Annotated in this window: 17 protein-coding genes; 7 read left to right on the forward strand and 10 right to left on the reverse strand. The window is 69.2% G+C overall.

The genetic code is table 11. The annotated features are described in order from the left end of the window. Positions 1–254 precede the first annotated feature (254 nt). Entirely contained in the window at positions 255–437 is a 183-nt protein-coding gene (locus HDA44_RS24185; protein WP_184838113.1) for a hypothetical protein, read from the forward strand. Continuing rightward, entirely contained in the window at positions 434–772 is a 339-nt protein-coding gene (locus HDA44_RS24190; protein ID WP_184838115.1) for a hypothetical protein, read from the forward strand. The genes HDA44_RS24185 and HDA44_RS24190 overlap by 4 nt, the downstream gene beginning before the upstream one ends. 168 nt (positions 773–940) lie before the next feature. Here the strand turns inward: HDA44_RS24190 and HDA44_RS24195 are convergent, their stop codons facing one another. Together HDA44_RS24195 and HDA44_RS24200 are read right to left on the reverse strand one after the other, a co-directional pair. Continuing rightward, complete coding sequence (locus tag HDA44_RS24195; RefSeq protein ID WP_238352538.1) at positions 941–1,657, reverse strand: hypothetical protein; 717 nt, start codon at positions 1,655–1,657, stop codon at positions 941–943. A gap of 28 nt (positions 1,658–1,685) precedes the next feature. Next, complete coding sequence (locus HDA44_RS24200) at positions 1,686–1,862, reverse strand: hypothetical protein (RefSeq protein WP_184838119.1); 177 nt, start codon at positions 1,860–1,862, stop codon at positions 1,686–1,688. Positions 1,863–2,260: 398 nt separating this feature from the next. Between HDA44_RS24200 and HDA44_RS24205 the strand changes: the two genes are divergently transcribed. Continuing rightward, positions 2,261–3,088, forward strand: a complete 828-nt coding sequence (locus HDA44_RS24205) for an aminoglycoside phosphotransferase family protein (protein ID WP_202888450.1) — start codon at positions 2,261–2,263, stop codon at positions 3,086–3,088. Positions 3,089–3,168: 80 nt separating this feature from the next. Here HDA44_RS24205 and HDA44_RS24210 read toward each other — a convergent pair whose 3' ends face one another. Further along, entirely contained in the window at positions 3,169–4,587 is a 1,419-nt protein-coding gene (locus HDA44_RS24210; protein WP_184838123.1) for an alpha/beta hydrolase, read from the reverse strand. 114 nt (positions 4,588–4,701) lie between these two features. Then, positions 4,702–5,064: a nuclear transport factor 2 family protein gene (locus HDA44_RS24215; protein ID WP_184838125.1), complete on the reverse strand. Its 363-nt coding sequence runs from the start codon at positions 5,062–5,064 to the stop codon at positions 4,702–4,704. 112 nt (positions 5,065–5,176) lie between these two features. Between HDA44_RS24215 and HDA44_RS24220 the strand changes: the two genes are divergently transcribed. After that, entirely contained in the window at positions 5,177–5,971 is a 795-nt protein-coding gene (locus HDA44_RS24220) for a helix-turn-helix domain-containing protein (RefSeq protein ID WP_184838127.1), read from the forward strand. Continuing rightward, positions 5,968–6,471 carry a mycothiol transferase gene (locus tag HDA44_RS24225; RefSeq protein ID WP_184838129.1) on the forward strand — a complete coding sequence of 168 codons (504 nt, stop codon included), beginning with the start codon at positions 5,968–5,970 and terminating at the stop codon, positions 6,469–6,471. The genes HDA44_RS24220 and HDA44_RS24225 overlap by 4 nt, the downstream gene beginning before the upstream one ends. Before the next feature lie 139 nt (positions 6,472–6,610). On the opposite strand, the gene HDA44_RS24230 is transcribed toward HDA44_RS24225, so the two are convergent. Together HDA44_RS24230 and HDA44_RS24235 are read right to left on the reverse strand one after the other, a co-directional pair. Beyond that, on the reverse strand, positions 6,611–7,846 hold the full coding sequence (locus tag HDA44_RS24230) for a hypothetical protein (protein ID WP_184838131.1): 1,236 nt from the start codon (positions 7,844–7,846) through the stop codon (positions 6,611–6,613). After that, entirely contained in the window at positions 7,846–8,361 is a 516-nt protein-coding gene (locus tag HDA44_RS24235; RefSeq protein ID WP_184838133.1) for a SigE family RNA polymerase sigma factor, read from the reverse strand. The genes HDA44_RS24230 and HDA44_RS24235 overlap by 1 nt, the downstream gene beginning before the upstream one ends. Positions 8,362–8,528: 167 nt before the next feature. Here HDA44_RS24235 and HDA44_RS24240 point away from each other — a divergent pair, with 167 nt between their 5' ends. Both HDA44_RS24240 and HDA44_RS24245 read left to right on the forward strand, forming a co-directional pair. Next, positions 8,529–9,764: a hypothetical protein gene (locus tag HDA44_RS24240; RefSeq protein ID WP_184838135.1), complete on the forward strand. Its 1,236-nt coding sequence runs from the start codon at positions 8,529–8,531 to the stop codon at positions 9,762–9,764. Positions 9,765–10,033: 269 nt separating this feature from the next. Further along, positions 10,034–10,297, forward strand: a complete 264-nt coding sequence (locus HDA44_RS24245) for a hypothetical protein (protein ID WP_184838137.1) — start codon at positions 10,034–10,036, stop codon at positions 10,295–10,297. A gap of 98 nt (positions 10,298–10,395) precedes the next feature. On the opposite strand, the gene HDA44_RS24250 is transcribed toward HDA44_RS24245, so the two are convergent. From HDA44_RS24250 to HDA44_RS24265, 4 genes are all read right to left on the reverse strand, one after another. Further along, positions 10,396–11,052, reverse strand: a complete 657-nt coding sequence (locus tag HDA44_RS24250; RefSeq protein WP_184838139.1) for a RodZ family helix-turn-helix domain-containing protein — start codon at positions 11,050–11,052, stop codon at positions 10,396–10,398. Between the two features lie 107 nt (positions 11,053–11,159). Beyond that, positions 11,160–11,687, reverse strand: a complete 528-nt coding sequence (locus tag HDA44_RS24255; protein WP_184838141.1) for a SigE family RNA polymerase sigma factor — start codon at positions 11,685–11,687, stop codon at positions 11,160–11,162. An 87-nt stretch (positions 11,688–11,774) separates the two neighbouring features. Further along, a complete protein-coding gene (locus HDA44_RS24260; protein ID WP_238352539.1) occupies positions 11,775–13,316 on the reverse strand; it encodes a GGDEF domain-containing protein in 1,542 nt (513 codons plus the stop codon). A 161-nt stretch (positions 13,317–13,477) separates the two neighbouring features. Next, positions 13,478–15,022, reverse strand: a complete 1,545-nt coding sequence (locus HDA44_RS24265) for a helicase HerA-like domain-containing protein (RefSeq protein ID WP_184838143.1) — start codon at positions 15,020–15,022, stop codon at positions 13,478–13,480. Between the last annotated feature and the right edge of the window lie 65 nt (positions 15,023–15,087).

Consider the following 15,087-nt stretch of genomic DNA (forward strand, 5'->3'; position numbering starts at 1 on the left):
AATAACCCGGGGCGTCGCCGAATCGTTACCGGTAAATAGCTGCAAACATTCTTGACAGCGATTCGCTTGCGGTTGCCGAAGGTTCGGTGACGCTGCGGAGACGGCGTTGACCTGCACGTTCGAAGGTTTCCCTACTCTGCGTTAGGCCTCTGTAAAGGTCCCTACCGAAGTGTTCCGAAGGCAGCCACCGGTGCGGTCTTCTATTCCTACCGGACAAAGCCGTCCGGTACCGAGACGGCCGAAGAGGAATCGCGATGACCGAGACGCTGGAGAACCCCATCACGCACCGCCGGGTGCGAGTCTGGTTCGGCGCTCATCCGATCGCGGACCACACCGCCGACGCGGAGCACGCCGTCCAGTACGAGGAAGCCATGCGCCGCCGCTTCGCCTCCCTCCGGGTGACGAGCGAGCCGGTACCGGTGAAGAGCACCCGATGACCACCCGGCCGACGTTGCTCGGGTACGTACGGGCCGACGCGCTGAGCTGCGCGGAGGAGCTGGCCGCGGCGACCGATTCACTGGTCGCCTTCGCCAGCGCCGAGGGATTCACCCTCGGCACCGTCTACACCGAACGCGACGCGGCCGAGTCCGCCGCCTTCCACGCACTGCTCGACGAGGTCAAGCGGTCCGAGGTACGCGCGGTGGTGGTCCCGACGATGAACCATCTCGGCCTCGGCGCCCCGGGCGGTACGCCGGCGGAGATGCGGCAGCACCTCGAGTTCCACCACGCGCAGGTCTGGGCGGCCAGAACCGTAGAGCACAGAACTCCATAGACAAGCGGAGCTGACGTCTTGACCCCTGCATCGGCGTCGGTTCCGCTCTCCACCTCCACAGCTGCACCGGGGATGCCCGGGCGGTAGTGGACCACCAAGGCCCCACCGGCTGCTACCGGTGGGGCCTTGTCGCGTACCCGGCCCTGTCACGTACCTGGCGCCGTGTACTCAGGCGACGATGGTGTACCCGTACTTCTTCATCACGCCGGCGACCGCGGGGTTGAAGATCCCGGTCACCTCGAGCTTGAAGTGCATTTGCACCTTCCGGATCACCCGCTGGAAGTGCAGGTGCCACGGTACGCCGGCGGCCGGCACCGTCTCCGCCTTGGTGATCGCGCCGACCCGCGGATGCGCCGCCCAGGCGACCACTCGGGCCCGATCCGCGCCCCACACCCCGGTCATCGCGTCGTGCGTGCGCGCGTACGCCATCGCCGCCAGCGAAATGGTCGAGTCCGGAACCGGTTCCTTCGGCGGATGCGCCTTCAGGTACAGCTCCCAGGTCATCCCGTAGTACCCGGGCGGGCCGTCGTCCTTGCCGCGATTGGCCAGGCCGTTGCGCTTGCGGTGGTACTCCACGACCTGCAGCGCCGCGCCGCGGGACAGGTCCTTGTCGCCGACCGCGATCGCGTGCACGTGGTACGGCCAGTTGCCCTGCGCCGGCGTCCGTAACCAGGCGGCGAACCCGACCTGGCGGAGCGCCTTCACCACCGCGACCCGCTGCGCGGCGCTCTTCGTCCGCACGTCCACGTCGACCGCGCCGCCGCCGTCATGCGTACCCGCGGACGCGTCCACGCCGCCGGCGTTGTACGACCCCTGCAGGATCGCGAACTTCGAGTGATAGAGCTGCTCGGCGGCCTCGACCATCGACACGGTGCGCTTGTTCATGGTGAACCCACGCCACCGAATCCTTGCCTCAGGCATCTTTCTGTCCAGCCACGTCCTGTCCGGTCATGTCCGGTCCGGTCACGTTCTGTCCGGCTACCGGACCGAGGATCTGCTCCGCGTCCTCGGCCGCGCCGAGCGCCTCCAGCTCGTCCAGCTGGTCCTCGGTCAGCTCCTCCGCGAACTGCTCGTCGGGCACTTCCGCCATCGCCGTTCCTTCCCCCTTGATGGATCGCCGCACCGGCCCCCGCTGGGCGAAATCGGCACCCAGCGTACGGCGGCGGATGGGTCAGATCGTGGGCGTTACAGTCCTGAACGTTCGAAGTATGTGAAGTTTTCCGGCCGAACCGCGTGCCGATAGGTGTGCGAACCCGATCCCTGGGGTACCTCTAGGTGGTCCCGCGGTTCGGTCAGTGCCATTCGGGCATGGGTGGTGTTCACCGAGCCGCGAGTTCTCCCACTGAGGGGCGGGAGAACGACCGGCCCGGCGGGTGCGTCTCTCCCAGGGTGCACCCGCCGAGTCCGTACCTCCTCAAACCCACCCCGCGATCGCCTGGCGATCGGTAGGTTGGCCGGGTGATCGAGCTACCGGCGGAGTTCTTGGCAATGCCGCGCTGGTGGAATGAAGGAGAAGGGTGGTTACGGGGGCTGCCTGCCGCGGTTGAGCGGCAGTGTGAGCGGTGGGACTTGGAGATCGTGGGAGCGGTTGCACACGGGTCGAATGCTGTCGTTGTGCCGGTATCGCGGGGCGGTGATGCCTTTGTGCTGCGGATGTCGCCGCCTGGGGGCGAGGTGGTCGAGCAGGTCTGGGCGTTGCGGTGGTGGGCGGGGCGGGGCATGGCGCTGTTGTACGACGATGATGCCGACGCCGGCGCGATGCTGCTTGAGCGGTTGTCCACACCGTTGACAAGCCGGCCGGTCGACGAGGCGGTCGCCGTCCTCGGACAACTGATGCGCCGCCTCGCCGTACCTGCCCCGGACGAAGCGCGGTCGACCGAGGACCTCGTGCGTACGCGAACCCCGGAACTCGAACCGGAATGGGAACGGCTCGGCCGCCCGTTCGACCTGGCGATCCTCCGCGAGGCGATCCGGGTCGCGCCGGACGCGACGCACTCGACCCTCGCGGTGAACGGCGACCTGCACTCGGATCAGGTCCTCGCCGGTACGCGTGAGGACTGGTTGACCGTCGATCCGGTGCTGTTCAAGGGCGATATCGAGTACGACCTCGGCCGCGTGCTGTGGACGCGCCTGGACGAGATGCCCGACATCGTCGAACACTTCGACCTCGCCGTCCACGAAGCCGGTCTGGACCGCGACCGCGCCCGCGACTGGGTCATCTGGCGAACCGTCGACTACTGGCTCTGGGGCCTGGCCGCCGGCCTGACCGAAGACCCGATTCGCTGCGCCCGCCTCGTCAACTCACTCCTCCCCTGAAAACCCAGCCGGCCCGAGAACTCAGCTGCGCTCGCCTCACCGACCCACTCCGCACCTGAAACCCCAACCGGCCCGAGAACTCAGCAGGTTTTCGTTGGGAGCTTTCCCTTCAGTAGATAGTCCGCGATGCCGTCCCGGGCGCAGGCAGAGTTGAAGTACGCGGTGTGACCGACGGCGTCGGCGGTCAGCAGGCGACTGCCGTCTATCTGCCGGTTCAGGCTGCGAGCGTTGGTAACCGGCGTCGACGGGTCGTGCAGCGTCGAAGTGATCAGAATCGGTGCCGCGCCATGCACCGGCGTCGCCTGCCACGGGTTGCTCGGCGGAATGGGCCAACCGGAACAGGCTGCGGTGAGCGCCCAGCCTTCGACCGACGCGCCGAGGCGTGGCGCGACGGACTTGGCGAGAGCGAGCCGGGCACGGGCATCGGCGTACCCGCGCAGTTCGCCGGGAAGGTCCATACAGGACACGGCCGCGTACGCGGTCTCCGGATCGCCGAGATAGCTCACGTTCGCGAAGTCGGTGCCATCGCCCTTCGCCGCCTTGGCCAGCGCGGTTGCCAGCGCGGGCCAGTTGTCCGAGACCATCGCGGTCAGGGGCAGCAGCGTCGGTACTGCCATCCGGATCACGTCGCCGGTGACCGGACCCTTCGGGCCCTTCAGCGGCGTCTTGTCGGCGGTCCGGAGCGTCGCGTCGTACACGTCCCCGACGTCCTGCCCGTGCAGCGCGCACGCTGTGTCCTTCGCGCACCAGGCGGCGAAGCGGTTGAAGCTGTCCTCCATCGTCCGCGCCTCGTCGAGCATGAACTTCAGCGCACCCTGCTTGTGGTCGACGATCCCGTCCAGGACCATCCGGCCGACCCGTTGCGGGAACTGCTGCGCGTAGATCGTGCCCAGGTACGACCCGTACGACAGGCCGATGTAGTTGAACTTCGCTTCGCCGAGCGCGCCGCGGATCGCGTCCATGTCGCGCGCGACCGAACGCGTGTCCAGGTTTCGCATCAGCTCGCCGTGCTGCTTCAGGCATTGCTCGCCGGTCGCGCGGCTGGACGCCACCATCGCGTCGTACTCCGCGGCCGACTTGGGGAACACCGGTACGCCCTGGCGCAGCACCGGTCCGCAGTCGAGTTGGCTGCTGCTCCCGGTCCCCCGCGGGTCGAAGCTGATCAGGTCGTACTTGTCCCGGAACTGCGGCAGGATCACGTCCGCGAGCCCGGCGGCGAAGATCGAGCCGCCGGCGCCACCCGGCCCGCCCGGGTTGAAGAACAGCGCGCCGAGCTTGTGTTTCTGGTCCTTCGCCGGCACCTTGGCGACGAACACGTCGGTGGTCGAACCGGCGGGTTTCGACCAGTCCAGCGGTACCTTCAAAGTCGCGCATCGCTCGATCGCGCCCGGTTTACAGGCTTTCCAGTCCAGGGTGCCCGCGGCGGCCGCCGTATTCACACCAACGGCGGCCACCAGCACGGCTCCTGCTATCGATGCCGCTGTCAACGATTTCCACATGCCTGCAACCTAGGCGGCGGCGCGGCCGGGTCGCATCCGCCGTTCGGCGACAACAAGATCAGCCGGAAGTCTGACAAGATCCCGGTACGTCGCGACGCCGGCTGTGATACCCGCTCAGTGCGCCGGCGCGAAGTCGTGGAAGCCGATCAGCTTCTGGATCTTCCCGTCGGCAGCCAGGATCACGATGTCGGTGCCGCCGGCGACCGGCTCCTGGCCCTCGGCCTTGAGGTGCCAGGTCCAGCGCAGGTACCCGTGGTGCTCGTCGATGTTCCCGACCCGGACGAACGACAACCCCGGGAACAGCTGCTGCGCGGCGCCGATCAGCTTGTTCAGTTCGTCCGGACCGGTGGCCTCGAAGCTCGGGTCCTGGAAGGTCGCGTCGGCGGTCCAGGTACTGGCGATCAGCTCTGCCCGGCGGTCGGCGTCGGCCGCGTTCCAGGTGGCGAAGTACTGGTCGGCCAGGGTGCTTGCGGTCATGGTGTTTCCTCCTCGATCGGTTCCGTTGAGCAGAACTCTGCCGCCGGACCGGCATACCGTCGATGACCTCGGAGGTAATGGCCTTGTCTATGCCACCCGCTACCGTCGGAGCATGGCAGCGACGATCGAGGAGACCTTCCAGCGCCCGGTGGGCGAGCTTCTGCGCGGCTGGCGGGAGCGCCGGCGGTTCAGTCAGCTCGAGCTGGCGAACCGGGTCGAGGTGTCCACCCGGCACGTCAGTTTCGTGGAAACCGGTCGGTCCCGGCCGAGCCGGGAGATGGTGCTGCGACTCGCCGAGCAACTCGACGTACCGCTCCGGGACCGGAACCAGCTACTGCTCGCCGGTGGTTTCGCGCCGATCTACAGCGAGGCGTCGCTGCACTCGCCGGCGATGCTCGCGATCCGTACGACCCTGCGCCGGCTGCTCAAGGCACACGAACCGTACCCGGCGCTGGTGGTGGACCGGTGGTGGAACATCGTCGAGGCGAACGCCGGGATCGGCATCTTCACCGCCGGCGTCGACGAACAGTTGCTCCAGGCACCGATCAACGCGCTCCGGCTGACCCTGCACCCGGACGGTCTGGCCCGGCGGATCGACAACATCGCGGACGTCCGCGCCGCGGCGCTCGGCGCGCTGCAACGGCAGGTGGCGAGTACCGCGGATCCGGAGCTCCAGGACTTGTACGACGAACTGTGCGCGTACGCCGCGGCTGATCAACCGACGCAACCCGGTAGCGCGGAAGTCGTGATCCCGTTCAAACTCAGGCACGACGGGAAGGAGCTGTCGTTACTGACCACGATCGCCACGTTCGGTACGCCGCTCGACGTCACCGTGTCGGAGTTGATGATCGAGTCGTTCTACCCGGCCGACGACGAGACCGCCGAGTACCTGCGGGCGGGGTCGTGAAGCCCGGGCGGGAGGTTGCCGACACGATCGAGCTGCATCTTCAGTACCTCGACCGGTACCGCGGGATCGTCGAGAACAAGCTGACCGGGTTGAGCGAGACCGAGCTGCGTACCAGCCGGATGCCGTCCGGGTGGTCGCCGTTGGAGCTGCTGAAACACCTTGTTTTCATGGAGCGCCGGTGGTTGCGGTGGGGATTCACCGCGGAGCAGGTCGAGCATCCGTGGGGCGACTCCGGCGACGACCCGGACGGGCGGTGGGAGCTCGCACCTGGTGACACGCTCGAGAGTCTGCTGGCGCAGTTGCACGCGGGTGGTGAGTACACGCGGCACGTGGTCGCGGGGGCCGACCCGGCGACGGTCGCGCCGGCCGGTGGCCGTTTCGGGACCGACGACCGGCCGACGCTGAACTGGATCCTCTTCCACGTACTTCAGGAGTACGCGCGCCACGCGGGCCACCTGGACGTGGCCCGCGAACTCGCGGATGGCGTCACCGGCGAGTAGACCCGCAGGGTTGGTCCACTCGCCGGTGACCGGAATCCCAACCGGCCGGAGGAGGGGTGGCCGGTTGGAGAACGCACTCGGAGCTACCGGTCGGGCGCGCTCGGCCTGCCGGTTGCCAGGTCGGACGGCACGCTCGGGTTCACCGGTGGGCGGGGAGGGTGGTTGGGAAGGCCGGCGTCGGGACGGTCGGCTTCGCTGACGGGAAGCTGGGGGTCGCGGCCGGGAGAGTCGGCTTGGCCGGGTGGGTGGGCTTGGCCGGGAGGGTGGGCTTGGCGGCCGGTTTGCCTGGGTCGACGGTCACCTCTACCTTGGCAGTGACGTGACCGGTCGGCTTCCCGGCGGCAGGCACGGACGGGTTCGCGGTCGGCTTGCCGGGGAGCGCCGGGAGCTGCGGTGCGGTCGGCTTCGGGGCGGACGGCTGCGCGGTCGGTACGCCTTGTACACAGTCCGGCAGCTGAACCGACGGGGCGCCGGTCGGGAGCTTGCCTGGGAGGGTCGGCTTGGCCGACGGGAGGCCCGGCTTCGCGGGCAGCGTCGGCGTACCCGGCACGTTCGGCTTCCCGGGCAGCGTCGGCTCCGGGAGGCTCGGCTTGCCGGACGGCAGCGTCGGCTTGCCCGGGAGGGTCGGCGTGGCCGGCACGTTCGGGTGACCAGGCAGGGTGGGCTTGCCGGACGGCACGCTCGGCGCTCCGGTCGGCTTACCCGGCAGCGTCGGCCGAGCCGTCGGCACGCCGGTGGGCTTGACCGAGGGCAGCGCCGGCTCGCCGGTGGGATGACCCGACGGCAGGGTCGGCTTGCCGGACGGCGGCGTCGGCATACCCGGCAGGCTCGGGTGGCTGGACGGCAGCGTCGGCTTCCCCGACGGCACGCCAGGCTTACCCGGCACACCCGGCACACCCGGCTGGCCCGGCACGGTTGGCTTGCCGGAAAGGGTCGGCTTGCCAGGCAGCGTCGGGTTGGCCGGCTTGCCCGGGAGGGTTGCGGTCGGGAAGGACGGCGTACCCGGCAGGTTCGGCTTCCCGGGCAGCGTGGGTGTGCCCGGCTTCCCTGGCAGGGTTGGGTTGTTCGGGTCGACGGTTACTGTTGCCTTGGGCAACCGAGGGACAGTTGGCAGACACGTCGGGTCGACCGACGGGCTGGCTGCCGGCACGACCGGCTTCCCGCTGCCCGCCAGCAGGTTCTTGACCTGTGCCGGTCCACCCACGGCTGCCGACACGGTCGCGACCGTCCCGGCCAGCGCGGTCACCCCGGCCGCGGCCAGGCCCCGGCGCAACCACGCCAGCCGCTTGCCGCGCCGCATCAGGTCGGCGGCGTCCGGTTGCCACGGCTCCATCTCGTACGTGAGCGCGTCGCGCACCCGCTGCTCGTCACCCATCAGTTTCCTCCAACTCCGCTGTCGATCAGATCAGGTGCCAGCCGCAACTTGGCCAGCGCGCGGGACGCCGTGCTCTTCACGGTCCCGGCCGCCATGCCAAGCAGGTCGGCGGTCTCGGCCTCGGAGAGATCCTGCGAGTAGCGCAGCGCGACCACGGCTCGTTCCCGGACGGTCAGGCCGGAGAGCGCCGCGAGCACGGCCTCCCTGGTCTGTACGTCCGCGGCGAAGTCCGCCACCGCTCGCTGGTCCCAGTCGTTGTGCACCGGGTCGCTGGGTACTTCGTTGTTCCAGCGCCGGCGGGCCTGACTGAGGAACCGGTTCACCAGCACCCGGCGGACGTACCGCAGTGGGTCGCCCTCCAGCCGGTGCCATTTCGGGTACGACCGCATCAACGCCTGCTGCACCAGATCCTCGGCGGTATGCCGATCGCCGCACAGCATCTCCGCGAACCGGAGCAAGGGGGTCGACTGCGCCACGACGAAACGCTCGAAGTCGGCGTCCGCGGTCCCGGTCATCGATTCTCCTCAGCCTCTGTCACACCGGTCCAAACCCGCTGAGCAACCGATCAGGTTCTGTTCTGTCACCAACTCCTGGGAGGAAATTTATTGACGGGCTAGCCAGAGGTGAAGTTTATGAGTCACATTGGATGCACACACCTTCACCGCCCCGGAGGTTTCCGCCCATGCGTACCACTCGTAGGTTCACCCCTGCCCTCGGTCTGACCGCGGCAGCGGCAATCCTTGCCGCGACCTTTACCCTCGCCCCACCAAGCACCGCCGCACCAAGCACCGTTGCTCCGGCGAGCACCACGGCCCCGGTCGCGGTCTCCCCGCAGCCGATCGCCGGCTCCAGCAACGTGAAACAGGACGGCAACCGGATCGTCCTCGGCGACGCCGCCGCCGCGATCGGTGCGTCCGAGCTCAAACAGCGCTCCGGCCTCGCCGAGCTGACCCCGGTCCGTTTCAGTACGCCGGCATCCAGCGTGGTCGTCGGCTACACGGCCAGTACGCCGGACGGTTCATCGGCCGAGGTTCTCGTACGCGCCTGGGTGCACGGCCGATGGTCCGAATGGACCCCGACCAAGGCCGGTACGCCGACCGCGCTGCCCGGCGCCAGCGACCAGGTGCAGCTTCGGATCATCGTCCTGGCCCCGCCGACCGGCGCGAAACCGTCGGTCGGTGACGTCAGCGTGCAGCCGGCCGACAAGGTTGCCGCCAGCAACATGACGGTCCAGGCCGCGCCGCTGAAGTCCAAGGTGTTCGCCACCCGCGAGGGCCTGGTCGGCGGTACGACGGCCAACGGCCACGTGATCGTGGACCGGGATCACTTCGTCGCCCTGCCGTCCCGGCGCGGCCTGTCCGGCAACGGCTCCGGCACGTACTCGGTCAAGGTCTGCACCGCCTCGCGCTGCGCCTTCGAACCGGTCTGGGACGTCGGGCCGTGGAACACCAAGGACGACTACTGGAACCCGAGCGCGACCCGCGAGATGTGGAAGGACCTCCCGCAGGGCAAGCCCGAGGCACAGGCCGCGTACCAGAACGGCTACAACGGCAAGAAGGACCAGTTCGGGCGTACGGTCGCCAACCCCGCGGGGATCGATCTCGCCGACGGCGTCTTCTGGGATGCGCTCAAGCTGGCCGACAACTCCTGGGTCGACGTCACGTACCTGTGGACCGGCGACGGTGGTCGCGGAACGGTGTCGATTTCGTCCGGGTACCTGAACGTACGCAACGCGCCCAACTCGGCCGGCGCGGTGGTCGGAATGGCCGGGAAGTCGGCGCAGGTCACCGTCGAGTGTCAGACCACCGGTGAGAACGTGACCGGATCACAGGGCACGAGCAACGTCTGGCTCCGGGTCAACGCCGGGATGTACGTCGCGAAGGCGTGGATCTCGGGCGGCACGTTCGGCGCCTGCTGAACCTCCAGCACTGTCCAAGTGCCACACGCATCGCAGCCGCACGCTCGCCGACGTACTCGGTGAGGTGCGGCTGCGGTGTTGTGATGGGCTGGAGATCCGCCTACTTGCCGCGCGGGGCGACGGTCGGCGTCTGCGACGGGTAGGTCGGGGTCGCCGAGGGCGGGTAACTCGGCGACGCGCTCGGCGGAAGGATCAACGGGTGGGTCGGGGATGATGCCGGCGGCGGCGGTGCGGTCGGCGGAACCATCCGCGGTGTCTGAGCGACCGGGATGCTGGTACTGATCGGGCTGGGCGTTGCTTCCGTCGGCGTCGCGCTCGTCGGTGACTGCGACGGGACCGGCGTCATCGAGGGCGGCGGCTGCACTGTCGGCGTTTGGTCAATGGGCGTCGGACTCGCGCTGGTCGGCGTCGCGGCCGGTCCGCCGTCGGAACCGTTGCTTCGAGCCATCGCCGAACCGGCGAGCGCCACGCCACCTACCGCGGCGACCGCCACCCCCGCCAGCACCATCCGCGTCAGCCGCCGCTTCCCGTGATCCTGATTCATTCGTTGCCCTCCGCACCTGTTCGATGAGCTTGTCAGGCTGAAGGACGCGGCCGGTACGGGAAAAGGTTCTGCCCGCCCGACTCCCTTTCAGACCGGCGTGCTGGTCGCCGGTGTGGCGGTCGCCGGGGCGCGGGTGGCCGGTGGGCTCTGGAATGGAGCTGAGGTTGACGGGCCGGTGGGGGTTGCGATCTCGGCTGCCGGGGTCGACCGAGCGGCGTGGGTCGGTTGCCTGGTCGGGCTGAGCGGCTGGGTTGGTGGTACCGACGGCGGGCTGGTTTCGGTCGGTGAACCGGTCGGGCTCGGTGGAACGCCGCCGCTCGATTGGATGCTGTTGCTCGGTTGGATGCTGTTGTTCGGTTGGGCGGATTGGTTCGGTCCCGTGCTGGTCGGCGGCATGGTCGGGGTTGGCGTCGTGGAAGGCAGGTCCGGGCTGCTTGGGGTGACGGATGGAACCGGGCCGGTCGGAGGCGTGTACGGCACGCTGGGGGTCTGTGGATAGGCCGGCGGGCTCGCCGGCTCGGGCGCCTCGCCGCGGAGCAGTCCGCTGCCGACGACTCCCCCGATCACGACCGCCACGGTCGCCGCCGCCGCGGCTCCCACCGCCGCCCGCTCCCGTACCCGCCGCCGACGCGCCCGAGTGATGACCCGGGCCGGATCGAGCGACCTGACCGAGTAGTCCGGCGCCAACGTGGCGCGCAGCTCCTCCTCCACCACCCGCCGTCGCTCATCACGCGACCAATCCACCCCACTACCCCCGTCCACCTCACCCGAGGCTCCCCTCGCGCCCCCCAGGCGCGGCTCACCCGGCGCACGGATCCCCTCCGGCGTTCCCGGCTCTTCGGGTGTGCTGTTCATGCGTGCCCCCTCACGCTGGTCAGTTCGGGGGCGGCCCGGAGTTTGTCGAGCGCGCGGGCGTTGGCGCTCTTCACGGTGCCGACAGCTACACCCAGTACCTCGGCAGTTTCGCGTTCGGTCAGGTCTTCCACGTAGCGAAGCACGACGACCGCGCGCTCGCGGCGGCTGAGCGCGGCCAGCGCCGCGCCCATTGCCACCTGACGATGAACGGCGCCTGCTTGGTCAGGTTCTACCGGGTCGACATACAGGTCGATCTCGGACGCGTGCCCGCTCGGGCGCTCACGCCACAGCCGGCGGCGCAACCAGGAGAGATGCTGGTTGACGACGGCTTGGCGTACGTACGCGAACGGGTCCGCCAACTCGATGCGATCCCAGCGTAGGTACGCCTTTTCGAGTGCGTTCTGGACCAGGTCCTCGGCGAGTTCGAGGTCACCGCAGAGCATCCGCGCGAAGTGCACCAGGCGGGCGGATCTGGCCAGGACAAAACCCGTGAAGTCGTCGTCGCGACTCCCCGTACCCGGCATCTGCACTCCGTTCTTGCTGGCCCCCACACTTGAAGACGCCGCCCACCCGTAAAAGGTTCTCTCCACCGAACAACCGAGGGTGACTGTTCAAGGGCGGTCGGTCGGGGTGACGCCTGAGGCGAGGGGGCGGTCCGCGGAATGCGCGGTCGGGGCGGCGATTCCCCGGTCTGCGGAATGCGCGGTGGGAGCGGTGATGCCGCGATCCGCCGGGCGGTTGGGGCCCTGGGTGGTCGGGTGCTCGGTGGTCGGGTGTGCGGTGGTCGGGTGTGCGGTGGTCGCGCGGTTGGCGTTGGGCCTGACAACCGTCGCCGCGGTGCCATCGGCTGGGGTCGGGCGATGGATGGGGTGGGATGCCAGCGACGCGATCGGGACCGTGTCGGCGGCCAGGCGGACTCGGTTTCGGCCGGCGGCTTTGGCCGCGTACATGGCTCGGTCGGCGCGGAGCAGGAGGTCGTCGACGGTGCCGCCGTCACCTGGATACACGGCGACGCCGATGCTGACGGTGAGGTGGAACGTGTCCGGGTCCAGATCGGGATCATCGAGGACGCCGGCGCACATCGCGGCGAGTGGGCTCGCGGCGACGGCGTTCCGGAGGCGGTCCGCGGTGACGGTCGCCTCGTCGATCCCGGTGTCCGGGAGCGCGATCACGAACTCCTCGCCGCCGAACCGCCCGATCACGTCCTTGACCCGGATCGCGCTGCGCAGGATCGTCGCGACCGCGCGCAGTGCCTCGTCGCCGACCAGGTGGCCGTGCCGGTCGTTGACCAGTTTGAAGTGGTCGATGTCGATCAGCAGGACCGCCATCGGTTCGCGCTGGTTCCGGGACGTACGCAGCATCTGATCGGTGCGCCGGCGCCACCAGTCGACGCGAGTCAGGCTGGTCTTCGGGTCGGTCTGCGCCTCGGTTTCGAGCTGCCCGAGGAGCAGCGAGCGTTGCGCGGTCAGCGTGATCGGGATCGCCGCGAACGCGAACCACGGGCTGATCAGGCAGGCGCTCCCGAGCAGGACGCCGAAGGTGGCGGCGGTCGCGTCGATACAGACGTCGTCCCGGCCGCCGACCGTCTCACGCCGGCTGCTGCCCGGGACGATCAGCGAAATCGCCAGCCCGCACAGCAAAGTGTCAGTCACCACGTAGGCGGCCGCGCCGCCGATCATCGACACGACCAGGCCGAGCCCACTGTCCCCGGTCAGCTGCCGAGCCGAGACGAACACCGCGTGCGCCGCGCCGACCGCGAGCACGTGGACGGCGGTGGAGAACGCCCAGCGGTACGGAATGCACTTCCCGGCGCGGATCCGCCACCAGATCCGCAGCAGCAGCGCGACCAGGATCGCCAGCGCCGGGTGCAGGATCACCGCCGCCGCGATCATCCAGGCGGGCGCCAGGTCCTTGTGCAGCGCGCCGCCGCGGCGCCGCCGGTTCTCCACCCGGCGGGCGCCCTCGACCGAGATCAGCGCCGCCACGGTCAGCGCGACCACCACATCGAGCCCGCGCCAGTCCGGCCGGCCGGCGAAAGCGTGCGCGGCGTACCCGATGGCGGCGAGGTCGACGAGCACGACGAGGGCGAACGCCGGAACCGTCAGGGTCCAGAGCGCCCAGGATCGTACCGCTCGCCTACTCTGCGCAACCATTACCTCACACGGTACGACGAGAGAGCGTCAGGTCCCAATCCGCGACGGCGCGGCTGTGGATGACGACTTGGAAACGATCGACAATCGTTCCGTATTCAGTCGTTTGATCAACTATCAGTGCGGGTTTTCCCTTGCAGCGCAGGAAAAACCCGCTTTCGGACCTACTTCCGGCGCGCCGCGCCGAACAGGCCGCGGACGATCTCCCGGCCGGCCGTCCGGGCGAACTGCTTGAACGCGGTCGACCCGATCACCTGCTCGACCATCGACTTCTCCGGCTTCTGCGCCCGTGGCCGCGACTCCGGCTCCGGCTTGGCCTGCTCCTTCGCCTGTTCCTCGGCCGCCGCCTGCTCGGCTCCGGCCTGGACCTTCGCCGCCAGGATCTCGTACGCCGACTCGCGATCGACCGTCTCCGAGTACTTGGCGTTGTTCGGCGAGGCCTGCACGGTGGCCGTGAGCTGTTCCGCGCTGGCCGGCGCCATCAGCGACTGCGGCGCCCGCAGCCGGGTCCAGGCGACCGGGGTCGGCGCGCCCGACTCGTTCATCACGGTCACGATCGCCTCGCCGATCCCGAGCTGGGTCAGCACCTCACCGAGGTCGTACGACGAGCTCGGGAACGTCGACACGGTCGCCTTCAGCGCCTTCGCGTCGTTCGGCGTGTGCGCCCGGAGCTGGTGCTGGACGCGCGAACCGAGCTGCGCCAGAACCGCGTCCGGTACGTCCTTCGGCGTCTGGGTGACGAAGAAGACGCCGACGCCCTTCGACCGGATCAGGCGGACGGTCTGCGCGATCGAGTCCAGGAACGCCTTCGACGCGTCGTTGAAGAGCAGGTGCGCCTCGTCGAAGAAGAACACCAGCTTCGGCTTGTCCACGTCGCCGACCTCGGGCAGGTCGTGGTACAGGTCCGCGAGCAGCCACATCAGGAAGGTGGAGAACAGCGCCGGCCGGTCCTGCAGGTTGGGCAGCTCGAGCAGCGAGATGACGCCCTTGCCGTCGCGCTGCTGGAGCAGGTCGGCGGTGTCGAACTCGGGCTCGCCGAAGAACGCCTCGGCACCCTGGTCGGCGAACCCGATCAGCGCCCGCAGGATGACGCCCGCGGTCGCCGCCGACAGTCCGCCGAGATCCTTCAGGTCCGCCTTGCCCTCGTCCGAGGTCAGGTGCTGGATGACGGCCCGCAGGTCCTTCAGGTCCAGCAGCGTCAGGCCGGCCTTGTCGGCGTAGTGGAAGATCAGCCCGAGCGACGATTCCTGTACGTCGTTCAGCCCGAGCACCTTGGACAGCAGCACCGGCCCGAACGAGGTGATGGTGGCTCGGATCGGGATGCCCGTACCCTGCCCGCCGAGCGCGTAGAACTCGGTCGGGAAGCCGGTGGCGGTCCAGTCCTGGCCGATCGCCTTGGTCCGGGCCAGCAGTTTGTCGCCGCCCGCGCCCGGCTGGGAGATCCCGGACAGGTCGCCCTTCACGTCGGCCGCGAAGACCGCGACGCCGGCCGCGGAGAGCTGCTCGGCCATCAGCTGCAGCGTCTTCGTCTTACCGGTACCGGTGGCGCCCGCGACCAGGCCGTGCCGGTTCATCATCCCGAGCGGGATCCGGACCGCCGCCTCCGGTTCCGGCGTACCGTCGATCAGCAGCGCGCCCAGCTCGAGCGCCGCCCCATCGAACGCGTACCCCTGCTTGACGGTCTCCACCACGTCGGCTTTCTCGGCCATCTCAGCGTGCCTTCCCCGGTTGCCTGACGGTTGTCGGACTTGTGCCTGACTTACCCGTCGGAATG

The organism is Kribbella solani (assembly GCF_014205295.1).
Classification (GTDB): Bacteria; Actinomycetota; Actinomycetes; order Propionibacteriales; family Kribbellaceae; genus Kribbella; species Kribbella solani.